At 59.2% G+C, this 13,546-nt stretch carries 14 protein-coding genes; 12 read left to right on the top strand and 2 right to left on the bottom strand.

The annotated features are described in order from the left end of the window. Positions 1-6: 6 nt before the first annotated feature. The 3 genes from cgtA to ABJ99_RS11490 all read left to right on the top strand — a co-directional run bounded on the left by cgtA (position 7) and on the right by ABJ99_RS11490 (position 2,979). Positions 7-1,230, top strand: a complete 1,224-nt coding sequence (gene cgtA, locus ABJ99_RS11500; RefSeq protein ID WP_054085951.1) for an Obg family GTPase CgtA — start codon at positions 7-9, stop codon at positions 1,228-1,230. 90 nt (positions 1,231-1,320) lie between these two features. Then, positions 1,321-2,439: a glutamate 5-kinase gene (gene proB / locus ABJ99_RS11495; protein WP_054085950.1), complete on the top strand. Its 1,119-nt coding sequence runs from the start codon at positions 1,321-1,323 to the stop codon at positions 2,437-2,439. A gap of 69 nt (positions 2,440-2,508) precedes the next feature. Then, entirely contained in the window at positions 2,509-2,979 is a 471-nt protein-coding gene (locus ABJ99_RS11490) for a CreA family protein (RefSeq protein WP_007252433.1), read from the top strand. 277 nt (positions 2,980-3,256) lie between these two features. On the opposite strand, the gene rpsT is transcribed toward ABJ99_RS11490, so the two are convergent. Next, the gene (gene rpsT, locus ABJ99_RS11485; RefSeq protein ID WP_003344603.1) at positions 3,257-3,535 is read right to left on the bottom strand and encodes a 30S ribosomal protein S20; all 279 of its coding nucleotides are present in this window, start codon (positions 3,533-3,535) and stop codon (positions 3,257-3,259) included. 250 nt (positions 3,536-3,785) lie between these two features. On the opposite strand from rpsT, the gene murJ reads away from it, so the two are divergent. The 6 genes from murJ to ispH all read left to right on the top strand — a co-directional run bounded on the left by murJ (position 3,786) and on the right by ispH (position 11,219). After that, on the top strand, positions 3,786-5,324 hold the full coding sequence (gene murJ, locus ABJ99_RS11480; protein ID WP_054085949.1) for a murein biosynthesis integral membrane protein MurJ: 1,539 nt from the start codon (positions 3,786-3,788) through the stop codon (positions 5,322-5,324). Positions 5,325-5,456: 132 nt separating this feature from the next. Continuing rightward, the gene (gene ribF, locus ABJ99_RS11475) at positions 5,457-6,383 is read left to right on the top strand and encodes a bifunctional riboflavin kinase/FAD synthetase (protein ID WP_054085948.1); all 927 of its coding nucleotides are present in this window, start codon (positions 5,457-5,459) and stop codon (positions 6,381-6,383) included. 20 nt (positions 6,384-6,403) lie between these two features. Then, complete coding sequence (gene ileS / locus ABJ99_RS11470; protein WP_054085947.1) at positions 6,404-9,235, top strand: isoleucine--tRNA ligase; 2,832 nt, start codon at positions 6,404-6,406, stop codon at positions 9,233-9,235. Further along, positions 9,228-9,749, top strand: coding sequence for a signal peptidase II (lspA, locus tag ABJ99_RS11465; protein ID WP_054085946.1), 522 nt, complete (start codon positions 9,228-9,230; stop codon positions 9,747-9,749). The genes ileS and lspA overlap by 8 nt, the downstream gene beginning before the upstream one ends. Beyond that, entirely contained in the window at positions 9,742-10,218 is a 477-nt protein-coding gene (locus ABJ99_RS11460; RefSeq protein WP_054085945.1) for an FKBP-type peptidyl-prolyl cis-trans isomerase, read from the top strand. The genes lspA and ABJ99_RS11460 overlap by 8 nt, the downstream gene beginning before the upstream one ends. Positions 10,219-10,271: 53 nt before the next feature. Beyond that, the gene (ispH, locus tag ABJ99_RS11455; protein ID WP_007252426.1) at positions 10,272-11,219 is read left to right on the top strand and encodes a 4-hydroxy-3-methylbut-2-enyl diphosphate reductase; all 948 of its coding nucleotides are present in this window, start codon (positions 10,272-10,274) and stop codon (positions 11,217-11,219) included. Between the two features lie 6 nt (positions 11,220-11,225). Here ispH and ABJ99_RS11450 read toward each other — a convergent pair whose 3' ends face one another. Further along, a complete protein-coding gene (locus ABJ99_RS11450) occupies positions 11,226-11,726 on the bottom strand; it encodes a GspH/FimT family pseudopilin (RefSeq protein ID WP_054085944.1) in 501 nt (166 codons plus the stop codon). Positions 11,727-11,857: 131 nt separating this feature from the next. On the opposite strand from ABJ99_RS11450, the gene ABJ99_RS11445 reads away from it, so the two are divergent. The 3 genes from ABJ99_RS11445 to ABJ99_RS11435 are packed head-to-tail and all read left to right on the top strand — an operon-like array spanning position 11,858 to position 13,544. Then, positions 11,858-12,325 carry a GspH/FimT family pseudopilin gene (locus ABJ99_RS11445; protein ID WP_007253462.1) on the top strand — a complete coding sequence of 156 codons (468 nt, stop codon included), beginning with the start codon at positions 11,858-11,860 and terminating at the stop codon, positions 12,323-12,325. Further along, entirely contained in the window at positions 12,325-12,840 is a 516-nt protein-coding gene (pilV, locus tag ABJ99_RS11440; protein ID WP_054085943.1) for a type IV pilus modification protein PilV, read from the top strand. The genes ABJ99_RS11445 and pilV overlap by 1 nt, the downstream gene beginning before the upstream one ends. After that, on the top strand, positions 12,837-13,544 hold the full coding sequence (locus ABJ99_RS11435) for a PilW family protein (protein WP_054085942.1): 708 nt from the start codon (positions 12,837-12,839) through the stop codon (positions 13,542-13,544). Before pilV ends, ABJ99_RS11435 begins: the two co-directional genes overlap by 4 nt. Positions 13,545-13,546 lie beyond the last annotated feature (2 nt).

The following is a 13,546-nucleotide window of genomic DNA, read 5'->3' as shown; positions in this document are numbered from 1 at the left end:
TGCGTTATGAAATTTGTAGATGAAGTATCCATTCGAGTAAAAGCCGGCGACGGCGGTAACGGTTGCATGAGTTTCCGTCGCGAAAAATTCATTGAAAACGGTGGTCCTAACGGCGGTGACGGTGGTGATGGCGGTTCGGTCTTCATGGTCGCCGACGTCAACCTCAACACGCTGGTCGACTACCGTTATACCCGTCACTTCGACGCCGAGCGCGGTTCCAATGGCGGCAGCGCCGATTGCACCGGTCGTAAGGGTGAAGAGCTGGTGCTGCGCGTACCGGTCGGGACCACCATCATTGATGCGACCACCCAGGAAATCATCGGCGATCTGACCAAAGACGGTCAGCGCCTGATGGTTGCTCAGGGCGGCTGGCACGGTCTGGGTAACACTCGATTCAAATCCAGTACCAATCGCGCTCCGCGTCAGACCACGCCAGGCAAGCCGGGCGATCAGCGTGATCTCAAGCTGGAACTGAAAGTGTTGGCTGACGTCGGTCTGCTGGGCTTGCCGAACGCTGGTAAAAGCACGTTCATTCGCTCGGTATCGGCTGCCAAGCCGAAAGTGGCTGACTACCCGTTCACCACGCTGGTGCCGAACCTGGGTGTGGTCAGTGTCGATCGCTGGAAGAGCTTCGTTGTTGCCGACATTCCTGGTTTGATCGAAGGTGCATCCGACGGCGCTGGCCTGGGGATTCGCTTCCTCAAGCACTTGGCGCGTACGCGTCTGTTGCTGCACCTCGTCGACATGGCGCCGCTGGATGAAACCAGCGCGCCGGATGCGGCCGAAGTAATCGTTCGCGAGCTGGAAAAATTCAGCCCGTCACTGGCAGAGCGTGATCGCTGGCTGGTGTTGAACAAGTGCGATCAGATTCTTGAAGAGGAGCAGGAGGCGCGCAAGCAGGAGATCGTCGATCGTCTGGAGTGGGCCGGCCCTGTTTACGTGATCTCTGCCATTGCCAAAGAAGGCACCGAGCAGCTGACGCGCGACATCATGCGTTATCTGGAAGAGCGCAGTCTGCGTATCGCCGAAGAGCCTGGTTATGCCGAAGAGCTGGCCGAGCTGGATCAGCGCATCGAAGACGAAGCGCGGGCGCAGTTGCAGGCGCTGGACGATCAGCGCGCCCTGCGCCGTAGTGGCGTGAAGAGCGTGCACGACATCGGCGACGATGACTGGGATGAAGAAGACGTTGAAGATGAAGACGGTCCGGAAATCATTTACGTCCGTGACTGATCGCTTGAAGTAAACTTGAACGCCGCTACGATTGTCAGCGGCGTTTTTGTATCCCGAATTTGAAAACCCTCTGGCTAAGGTTGGAAGAAGATGCGCAGCAAAGTGACGGGTGCCCAGCGCTGGGTTGTGAAAATCGGCAGTGCCTTGCTGACCGCAGATGGCAAGGGGCTGGATCGCAATGCCATGGGTGTGTGGGTTGAGCAGATGGTGGCGCTGCATGAAGCGGGCGTCGAGCTGGTGCTGGTGTCTTCCGGGGCGGTGGCTGCGGGCATGAGTCGCCTTGGCTGGACAGCGCGACCCAGTGCGATGCATGAGCTTCAGGCTGCTGCTGCCATCGGCCAGATGGGCCTGGTGCAGGCGTGGGAGTCGAGCTTTGCCGAGCATGGCCGGCATACCGCGCAGATCCTGCTGACCCACGATGACCTTTCTGATCGCAAGCGCTACCTGAATGCCCGCAGTACCTTGCGCACGCTGGTCGAGCTTGGGGTGGTGCCAGTCATCAATGAAAACGACACCGTGGTCACCGACGAAATCCGTTTTGGCGACAACGACACGCTGGCGGCGCTGGTCGCCAATCTGGTCGAGGCTGATCTGCTGGTCATCCTGACCGATCGCGACGGCATGTTCGATGCGGACCCGCGCAATAACCCCGAGGCGCAGCTGATTTACGAGGCGCGTGCCGATGATCCGGCGCTGGACGCAGTCGCGGGCGGTACGGGTGGTGCGCTGGGGCGTGGCGGCATGCAGACCAAGCTGCGTGCTGCGCGTCTGGCTGCGCGCTCCGGTGCGCATACGGTCATCGTCGGCGGGCGCATCGAGCGTGTGCTGGCACGCCTCAAGGGTGGCGAGCGGTTGGGGACCTTGCTGTCTCCCGAGCGCGAAATGCTCGCGGCTCGCAAGCAATGGCTGGCCGGTCATCTGCAGACTCGCGGTACGCTGGTGCTCGACGATGGCGCGGTGTCTGCGCTGGCCAAAGACCATAAAAGCCTGCTGCCGGTGGGTGTCAAGCTGGTGCAGGGCAGTTTTCGGCGTGGCGAGATGGTGGTGTGTGTGGCGCCGGATGGTCGGGAAGTAGCCCGTGGCCTGAGTAACTACAGTGCCATCGAGGCGCAGAAAATCATTGGTCACTCATCCGAAGCGATCGTTCGTGAACTAGGTTACATGGCCGAGCCGGAGCTGATTCACCGGGATAACCTGATTCTCGTCTGATACAGATTGCCGGGTTGGGTCCCTGCCGGGTTCAGGTCGCTGGGTTCAGCTAAATATAAGGAATAATCGATGCGCGTCATGCAAGGTGTGTTGGCTGCTTTGTTGCTGGTGCCTGTGCTGGTCTCTGCGGAAGAGATTGGTCAGGTGTCGACAGTGTTCAAGATGGTCGGGCCTAACGACCGGATCGTCGTCGAGGCTTTCGATGATCCCAAGGTCGAGGGTGTGACGTGCTACCTGTCGCGCGCCAAGACTGGCGGGGTGAAAGGTGGTCTGGGGCTGGCTGAGGATCGTGCCGAGGCGTCCATCGCCTGCCGTCAGGTCGGCGCTATCCGCTTCAAGGAAAACCTCAAGGATGGCGATGAGGTCTTCAAGGAGCGCACCTCTCTGGTCTTCAAGACCATGCAGGTGGTGCGGTTCTTCGACAAGAAGCGCAATACACTGGTTTACCTGGTCTACAGCGACCGCGTCATCGAAGGCAGCCCGCAAAATGCCGTGACCGCGATCCCGATCCTGCCATGGACAACCGCGCCCGCACCTTGATGGGCTGGTTTTTGGTCGGGCGACGCTTCGCTTGTCCGCGATCTATAGGTTTCTGTATGAGCGGACTTGTCCGCGAACTGCCGGGCACCGGCAGCAAAGCCTGTGCACGCGGTATATCAGGTGCAACCAGCGCAGTCTGGTTTAGGGCCGCTTCGCAGCCCTGCGCGGACAAGCGAAGCGTCGCTCGGTCCGCTCCCACGCCCTCCTGGGAGAGTCACGTTTTGTGGTGGGCAATAAAAAACCGACCCTGAGGTCGGTTTTTTAACAAGCGGATCGCTTAGGCTGCAGCAGCAAGGCTCAAAGCCTTGATGTGACCGTTCAGACGACCTTTATGGCGAGCAGCTTTGTTCTTGTGGATGATGCCTTTGTCGGCCATACGGTCGATAACAGGCACTGCTAGAACATAAGCGGCTTGCGCTTTTTCTGCGTCTTTTGCGTCAATGGCTTTAACCACATTCTTGATGTAGGTACGAACCATGGAACGCAGGCTGGCGTTGTGGCTGCGACGCTTCTCAGCCTGTTTTGCACGTTTTTTGGCGGAAGGTGTGTTGGCCACCGTCGAGCTCCTCGAAAGACTTTGTGAAATAGCAAACAAAATAGGCCGCGAATCATGCCGATGAGTTGAAGTCTTGTCAAGGGCAGTTAAGGTGTTCCGCTGAGTGGTTGCTACATTTGACCGGAGGATTTATTTCCGGCCTGCGACCTGTAAACTCGCGGCCTTTGCTTCGGGCGTTTTTGCGGCGCGAAGTATCGCATATATGGCTGGCTTAATCGCCCATCCTTTGCCGAGGCGCACAACTCTTTCCATGAACCTACTCAAGTCACTTGCCGCCGTCAGCTCCATCACCATGCTTTCCCGGGTGCTGGGCTTCATCCGCGACACCATCATTGCGCGCACTTTCGGCGCCGGAATGGCAACGGATGCGTTCTTTATCGCCTTCAAGCTGCCCAATCTGCTGCGCCGAATCTTTGCCGAAGGGGCTTTTTCCCAGGCCTTCGTGCCGATTCTGGCTGAATACAAAAGCCAGCAGGGCGAGGAGGCGACCCGCACGTTTGTCGCTTACGTAACCGGGTTGCTGACGCTGGCGCTGGCGCTGGTCACTCTGCTGGGGGTGATTTTCGCGCCTTGGGTGATCTGGGCCACGGCGCCAGGCTTTGCCGACACGCCGGAAAAATTCGCCCTGACCTCGGACCTGCTGCGGGTGACTTTTCCTTATATATTGCTGATATCCCTGTCTTCGATGGCCGGTGCAATTCTCAACACCTGGAACCGTTTTTCGGTGCCTGCGTTCGTGCCGACTCTGCTCAACGTCAGCATGATCTTTTTTGCGCTATTCCTGACGCCGTACTTCGACCCCCCGGTCATGGCGCTCGGCTGGGCAGTGCTGGTCGGCGGCCTGTTACAGTTGCTTTATCAACTGCCGCACCTGAAAAAGATCGGCATGCTGGTGCTGCCGCGTCTCAATCTGCGCGATACCGGCGTATGGCGGGTGATGAAGCAGATGCTGCCCGCCATCCTCGGTGTTTCGGTCAGTCAGATTTCGCTGATCATCAACACTATATTTGCCTCGTTCCTCGTCGCCGGTTCGGTGTCGTGGATGTATTACGCCGACCGCCTGATGGAATTGCCGTCCGGGGTGCTGGGCGTCGCACTGGGCACGATTCTGTTGCCGATCCTGTCCAAAACCTACGCGCAACGGGATCGTCAGGAGTATTCACGGATTCTCGACTGGGGGCTGCGCCTGTGCTTCGTGCTGGTTCTGCCCTGCACGCTGGCGCTGGGGCTGCTCGCCGAGCCATTGACCGTTTCGCTGTTTCAGTACGGCAAGTTCGATGCGCTGGACTCGGCTATGACTCAGCGTGCGCTGGTCGCCTATTCGGTTGGTTTGCTGGGCATCATCCTGATCAAGGTGCTGGCGCCCGGTTTTTATGCGCAGCAAAATATCCGCACCCCGGTGAAAATCGCGATCTTCACCCTCATAGTGACTCAACTGCTGAACCTTGTGTTTATAGTGCCCTTGCAGCATGCGGGTCTGGCGCTGGCCATCAGCGTAGGGGCGTGCATCAACGCCGGGCTGCTGTTCTGGCAGCTGCGCAAGCAGCAATTGTTTCAGCCGCAGCCTGGCTGGACGAAGTTTCTGTTCAAGCTGGTGATTGCCGTCGCAGTGATGTCGGCTGTGCTGCTGGGGCTGATGCATTTCATGCCGGCGTGGGGTGAGGGGCAAATGCTGGAACGTTTTCTGCGGCTCGGTGCGTTGGTGGCCGCAGGTGTGGTGACCTATTTTGCAATGCTTCTGTTGCTCGGCTTCCGGCTCAGGGATTTTGCCCGTAAGGCGGTCATGTAGGCCGCTGCACAGCGGTTGGCTGTCGGTTTTTTTCGTTGTGCGCCACTAACCGGCGTCCGGTCTTGGCGTGTTGCCTGTCGTCCAAGGCCGTGTGTGGTTATAATCGGCCACTTTATGAGCAAGAAGTGCGTTATGCAGCTGGTTAGAGGCCTTCACAACCTGCGCCCCGAACATCGGGGCTGCGTCGCCACGATTGGCAATTTCGACGGTGTTCACCGCGGCCACCAGGCTATCCTGGCGCGTTTGCGCGAGCGTGCCGTCGAATTGGGATTGCCCGGCTGCGTGGTGATTTTCGAGCCGCAGCCGCGTGAATTCTTTGCCCCGGAGACGGCTCCGGCGCGTCTGGCGCGTTTGCGCGACAAGCTCGAACTGCTGGGTGCGGAGGGCGTCGACCGGGTATTGTGTCTGTCCTTCAATCAGCGCCTTTGCAAACTCAGCGCCGCCAGCTTCGTCGAGACGGTACTGATCGACGGGCTTGGCGTGCAGCACCTTGAAGTGGGCGATGATTTTCGTTTTGGCTACGACCGGGTCGGTGATTTCGATTTTCTGCAGCAGGCCGGCACGACGCATGGTTTTACCGTAGAAGCGGCGCAGACCGTTGAAATCGATGGCATCCGGGTCAGCAGCACCAAAGTGCGTAAAGCCCTGGCTGCAGCGGACTTTGCCCTGGCCGAGCGTATGCTGGGGCGTCCGTTCCAGATTACCGGGCGGGTGTTACATGGCCAGAAGCTGGCGCGGCAACTGGGTACGCCCACCGCCAACGTGCAACTCAAGCGTCGTCGTGTGCCGTTGAGCGGGGTTTATCTGGTCAGCATGGACATCGACGGCAAGGCCTGGCCGGGAGTCGCCAACATTGGCGTGCGCCCGACCGTGGCAGGTGATGGCAGTGCCCACCTTGAAGTGCATCTTCTGGATTTTGCCGGCGATCTTTACGGTCGGCGTTTAACGGTGGCTTTCCACCACAAGCTGCGTGATGAGCAGCGTTTCGCCTCACTGGAGGCGCTCAAGACGGCGATCAATGCGGACGTCGCCGCCGCCCGTGCCCATTGGCATGGCTAACCGCTAAACAAGAGCCTGAAATGACTGATTATAAAGCCACGCTAAACCTTCCGGACACCGCCTTCCCTATGAAGGCCGGCCTGCCCCAGCGCGAGCCGCAAACTCTGCAGCGCTGGGACAGCATTGGCCTGCACCAGAAGCTGCGCGAGATTGGCAAGGATCGTCCCAAGTTCGTCCTGCACGACGGTCCTCCGTACGCCAACGGCACTATTCACATCGGTCATGCGGTCAACAAGATTCTCAAGGACATGATCCTGCGTTCCAAAACCCTGGCGGGCTTCGATGCCCCCTACGTGCCGGGTTGGGACTGTCATGGCCTGCCGATCGAGCACAAGGTCGAAGTGACCCACGGCAAGAACCTCTCCGCCGATCGCACGCGCGAGCTGTGCCGCGCCTATGCGGCCGAGCAGATCGAAGGCCAGAAGTCCGAGTTCATCCGTCTGGGTGTGCTGGGCGACTGGGGCAATCCGTACCTGACCATGAACTTCGCCAACGAAGCCGGAGAAATCCGGGCGCTGGCCGAGATGGTCAAGGGCGGTTTCGTCTTCAAGGGCCTGAAGCCGGTCAACTGGTGCTTCGATTGCGGTTCGGCATTGGCTGAAGCCGAGGTCGAATATCAGGACAAGAAATCCTCGACCATCGACGTGGCGTTCCCGGCTGCCGACGAGGCGAAGCTGGCCGCAGCGTTCGGTCTGCCTTCGCTGGGCAAGCCTGCGTCCATCGTCATCTGGACCACCACACCGTGGACCATCCCCGCCAACCAGGCGCTGAACGTCCATCCCGAGTTCGAATACTCGCTGGTCGATGTCGGCGACAAACTGCTGGTGCTGGCGTCCGAGCTGGTTGAAAGCTGTCTGGTCCGTTACAAACTGGAAGGTACGGTCGTTGCGACTACCACCGGTCAGGCGCTGGAACTGATCAATTTCCGCCATCCGTTCTACGACCGTCTGTCGCCGATCTACCTGGCCGAATACGTCGAGCTGGGTGCGGGCACCGGTATTGTTCACTGCTCGCCTGCCTATGGCGTGGACGACTTCAACATCTGCAAGCAATACGGCCTGAGCAACGACGACATCATCAGTCCGGTGCAGAGCAACGGCGTGTATGTCGAGTCGCTGGAGTTCTTCGGTGGTCAGTTCATCTTCAAGGCTAACCAGAACATCATCGACAAGCTGGTCGAAGTCGGCAGCCTGATGGACACCGAAACCATCAGCCACAGCTACATGCACTGCTGGCGCCACAAGTCGCCACTGATCTACCGCGCCACCGCGCAGTGGTTCGTCGGCATGGACAAGCAGCCTGAAAGCGGCGAAACGCTGCGCAAGCGCGCGGTCAAGGCCATCGAAGACACCGAGTTCGTGCCGGCCTGGGGTCAGGCGCGCCTGCATTCGATGATTGCCAACCGTCCGGACTGGTGCATCTCGCGTCAACGCAACTGGGGCGTGCCGATTCCGTTCTTCCTGCACAAGGAAAGCGGCGACCTGCACCCACGCACCGTCGAACTGATGGAAGAAGTGGCCCTGCGCGTCGAGAAAGAAGGTATCGAAGCCTGGTTCAAGCTGGATGCCAGCGAGTTGCTGGGTGACGAGGCCGCCAAGTACGACAAGATCTCCGACACACTGGACGTCTGGTTCGACTCGGGCACTACCCACTGGCACGTATTGCGCGGTTCACACCCGATGGGCCACGAAACCGGTCCGCGTGCCGATCTGTACCTGGAAGGTTCCGACCAGCACCGCGGCTGGTTCCACTCATCGCTGCTGACCGGCTGCATGCTGGACGATCACGCACCGTATCGCGAACTGCTGACCCACGGCTTTGTGGTCGACGAGAACGGTCGCAAGATGTCCAAGTCGCTGAACAACGTGGTCGCACCGCAAAAAGTCAACGACTCGCTGGGTGCGGACATCATGCGCCTGTGGGTATCGGCGACCGACTATTCGGGCGAAATGGCGGTTTCCGATCAGATCCTGCAGCGCAGCGCCGATGCCTATCGTCGTATTCGCAACACTGCACGCTTCCTGCTCTCGAACCTGTCGGGCTTCAACCCGGCGACCGACATCCTGCCAGCCGAAGAAATGCTCGCGCTGGATCGCTGGGCCGTGGACCGCACGCTGCTGTTGCAACGCGAACTGCAAGAGCATTACGGCGAATACCGCTTCTGGAACGTGTACTCGAAGATCCACAATTTCTGCGTGCAGGAGTTGGGTGGTTTCTATCTGGACATCATCAAGGATCGTCAATACACCACGGCTGCCGACAGCACCGCGCGTCGCTCCTGCCAGACGGCTCTGTTCCACATCTCCGAAGCGCTGGTGCGCTGGATCGCGCCGATCCTGGCGTTCACCGCCGACGAGCTGTGGCAATTCCTGCCGGGCGAGCGCAACGAATCGGTAATGCTCAACACCTGGTATGAAGGCCTGAGCGAAATGCCGGCCGACTTCGACATGGACCGTGCCTACTGGGAGCGGATCATGGCGGTGAAGACCTCGGTCAACAAGGAAATGGAAAACCTGCGCGCGGCCAAGGCCATCGGCGGCAACCTGCAGGCTGAAGTGACCCTGTACGCTGAAGATTCGCTGGTCGCCGACCTGTCGAAGCTGAGCAACGAATTGCGCTTCGTGCTGATCACCTCGACCGCCAGTGTGGCACCGTTCGTATCGGCTCCGGCGGATGCGGTGGTCACCGAAGTCGCGGGTCTGAAGCTGAAAGTGGTCAAGTCCAGCCATGCCAAATGTGCCCGTTGCTGGCATCACCGCGAGGATGTCGGCGTGAACCCTGAGCATCCGGAAATCTGCGGCCGTTGCGTAGACAACATCAGCGGTGCGGGCGAGGTGCGTCACTATGCCTGACACATCGTTGCCTAACGCCTCGTTCGGCCGCCTGGCCTGGTTGTGGTTGACCGTGTTGATTGTGGTTGTCGACCAGGTCAGCAAGTATTACTTCGAGAACTCGCTGAGCCTCTATCAGCAGATTATAGTGATCCCGGACTACTTCAGCTGGACCCTGGCTTACAACACCGGGGCTGCCTTCAGCTTTCTGGCAGACGGTGCCGGTTGGCAGCGCTGGTTGTTCGCCCTGATCGCAGTCGTGGTCAGTGCAGTGCTGGTGGTCTGGCTCAAGCGTCTGGGTCGCGATGACACCTGGCTGGCCATCGCGCTGGCGCTGGTGCTGGGCGGCGCGCTGGGCAACCTGTATGACCGCGTGGTGTTGGGGCATGTGATCGACTTCATTCTGGTTCACTGGCAGAACCGCTGGTACTTCCCGGCCTTCAACGTCGCCGACAGTGCAATCACTGTAGGCGCGATCATGCTGGCGCTGGACATGTTCAAAAGCAAGAAAACCGGAGAGACCGTCAATGACTGAACAGACGTCGACCCAAGGCTCGGCAGGCGAACTGCGCATCGGCCAGAACACCCAGGTCACTTTGCACTTTGCCCTGCGTCTGGAAAACGGCGACACCGTCGACAGCACCTTCGAAAAGGCTCCGGCCACGTTCAAGGTCGGTGACGGCAACCTGCTGCCCGGCTTCGAAGCGGCGATTTTCGGTTTCAAGGCGGGTGACAGAAAGACCGTACAGATTCCGCCGGAAAACGCCTTTGGTCAGCCCAACCCACAAAACGTGCAGATCATGCCACGCTCGCAATTCGTGGGCATGGAACTGTCCGAAGGGTTGCTGGTGATCTTCAATGACGCGGCCAACACCGAGTTACCCGGCGTGGTGAAAGCATTCGATGACCAGCAGGTCACCATCGACTTCAACCACCCGCTGGCGGGCAAGACCCTGAGCTTCGAAGTGGAAATCTTCGACGTGAAGGCGATTCTGGCTTCCTGATCTCCGCCATCAAGCCCGGCTTCGGCCGGGCTGCTCCACACATGAGGCACAGCATGCAAATCAAACTCGCCAACCCCCGCGGCTTTTGTGCCGGTGTGGACCGCGCGATCGAAATCGTCAATCGCGCTCTGGAAGTGTTTGGTCCGCCGATCTACGTGCGCCATGAAGTGGTACACAACAAATTTGTCGTTGAAGACCTGCGCTCTCGCGGCGCGATCTTCGTCGAAGAGCTGGACCAGGTGCCTGACGACGTCATCGTTATTTTCAGTGCTCACGGCGTTTCCCAGGCCGTGCGCACCGAGGCTGCCGGTCGTGGCCTGAAAGTCTTCGATGCCACCTGCCCGCTGGTCACCAAAGTGCATATCGAGGTCGCCCGCTACAGCCGCGATGGTCGCGAGTGCATTCTGATCGGCCACGCCGGTCATCCGGAAGTCGAAGGCACCATGGGCCAGTATGACGCCGCCAATGGCGGCGCGATCTATCTGGTCGAGGATGAAGACGACGTGGCGACGCTGCAAGTGCGCAACCCGGACTCATTGGCGTTCGTGACCCAGACCACGTTGTCGATGGACGACACCAGCCGCGTTATCGATGCATTGCGCCAGCGTTTCCCGGCCATTGGCGGGCCGCGCAAAGACGACATCTGCTACGCCACGCAAAACCGTCAGGACGCCGTCAAGCAACTGGCCGACGAGTGCGATGTGGTGTTGGTGGTGGGCAGCCCGAACAGCTCAAACTCCAACCGCCTGCGCGAATTGGCTGAACGCATGGCCACCCCGGCGTACCTGATCGATGGTGCCGAAGACATGCAGCAAAGCTGGTTCGACGGCGTGCAGCATATCGGTATCACCGCAGGTGCATCGGCTCCGGAAGTGCTGGTGCGGGGTGTGATCCAGCAATTGCACGCTTGGGGCGCGACCGGCGCAGATGAACTGGCGGGTCGTGAAGAGAACATCACGTTCTCGATGCCCAAGGAGCTGCGGGTCAAGTCGCTGCTCTGATCCCGCTCAGCCACACAGGGCTGCTTCCTGTTTTGTGTCTTCGATCCTGACTCGGCCAGCCGGCGCTACGATCACCCGGTAGTTGCTGGCCGGCTGATCGCTGGCACACACGTGCAGCGTGCCGTTGGTTCTGTTCCGCAAGTTGCCCAGACCGTTGAAACTCAAGTGCCCTGCGACTTTCCGGTTGCCGACCACGCGTGTCTTGCCGCCATTCGCGCGTTCTATCAATAACGTATCGTTTTCATCCGGCCCTTTGCCATCTGCGTCGAGTATGATCCGCCAGCCATTGCTCCAGTCTTGCTCGATGGCATGGATTGTCACGATCTGATTGCGCGTGATCGCGGCGACTCTGGCTGAACGGATGCCGCTGGCCAGCTCCTGAGCCGTCGCGAGTCCTCGATTCGATTCGATGAGTTCCTTGAAAGAAGGTGTGGCGATGTTGGCGAGAATGGCGATCAGTGCAACCACGATGAGTAATTCGACCAGCGTGAACCCTGCATGCTTCATCTGCTTTCCTCCCTGGAAAACGCCGTTTCAGAACCCTGCGGGCGTTCGTCGTCGCAAAACAACCGTACGTCACGCTATGGATTTTCCTGCGGCGTTGCTGCCTTATAGTCGTAACGTCTAGGAGACACTCAATGCGTCATATAGCCAAGGGATTCAGCCTCATCGAATTGTTAGTCACTGTGTCCCTGGTGGGTATCCTGGCGGCTATCGCTATCCCGAATTTCACCAGTTCCATCCAGAGCAACAAGGCCGATACCGAGGTCAGCGATTTGCAGCGCGCGCTCAACTATGCGCGACTCGAGGCGATAAACAGGGGAGTGACGGTGCGCATTGCACCGACCAGCGGGACGGCATGGACCAGTGAATTGCAGGTGTATCTGGCTTCTGATGCCAACAAGAAAGCACTTCGTACCGTGGCTGCAATGAGCAGCGGGGCAGCGTTGGTGACGGCGCCTAATGCAGCAGCACTTGATTTCAATAACCTTGGGGGGCTTATTGCCCCGGCTTCGGCGGTCATCATGACCTACACCCGGGGCAGCACGACCAAAACCGTCAATATCTGTCTGACCGGACGGATCGTCCTTGGTGGAAGCTGCTGATGCTGTATAGAACCCGACATCGCCAGACCGGCCTAACCCTGATCGAGGTACTGGTCTCGGTCTTGATCCTTGCCATTGGCTTGCTGGGAGCCGCCGCCATTCAGCTCAATGCGCTCAAATACACCGACAGCTCGACCATGAGCAGCCAGGCCAGCTTCATTGCCTACGACATGATGGATCGCATACGCGCCAATGTTGATGGCAATGCGAGTGCCAACGGTACCAGGAATGTGCTGGCGTCCTATGCGTTGGCGAATCTGGATGCCGCGCAAGCTGCCAACCTGAACGATGCCAGGGTGCAGGATCTGTTTGATTTCAAGACCAATATCACTAATTTTGCAGGCACGAGCGGCACGGCCAGCATTGTGATCAGCGACTTTACGTTAGTGACCATCACCATTGGCTGGAGCGACACCCGCGCCGCCGGTGCGAGCAATCAGGCAACAGGAGGTGCGACGGGCACTCTGCCACCCCGGAGCTTCGTTCTGGTCTCGCGCATCGGGCTCACCCCATGAACAAACTTTCAAGAGGCTTCGGGCTGGTTGAAATCATGGTGGCGCTGGTACTGGGGCTGGTCGTGAGCCTTGGCATCATCCAGATTTTCACCGCTTCCAGAGGCACATTTCAGAGCCAGAACGCTGCCGCGCGCATGCAGGAAGATGCCCGTTTTCTGTTGAGCAAGCTGGTGCAGGAAATCAGGATGACCGGGATGTATGGCTGCCTGAGTTTCAAAGACTATATGCCCGTTTCGCCAGCAATCACCTGGCCCGCAGCGGCACTGGATAATCCGATCCTCTGGGATAACGCGAACAATAAACTGACGCTGGTAACCGCAGATATCGGCACCACTGGAGGGTCGCCGACCTGGACAGTCATTTCGGATTGCAAAAAGACCACTCAGTTATACGCCGGCACGCGGGCCCCGGCTGCCGGGCAAACCGCTTTTCCTTTGCGGCAACTGGTTTACACACTGAATGGCACAGCCTTGAATATTCAGGCCACCACGGCAGGGAGGTCTGAACCGCTGCTGCAGAACGTGTCCGGGCTTGAGCTCTTTTTTGGTATGGCGGGCAATCCGATGACGTACACCCAGACCATTACCGCCGCCAACTCTGGCGATATACGCAGTGTGCGCATCCTCTTGACGCTACGGGATCCGGACGGGCGCGTTCAGGACCAGCGGTACAGCGTCGTCGCCTATTTGCGTAACCGCTTTTGAAC

The organism is Pseudomonas syringae pv. cilantro, assembly GCF_001293775.1.
GTDB classification, from domain to species: Bacteria; Pseudomonadota; Gammaproteobacteria; order Pseudomonadales; family Pseudomonadaceae; genus Aquipseudomonas; species Aquipseudomonas syringae_P.
This window is presented reverse-complemented; position numbering and strand designations above follow the sequence as displayed.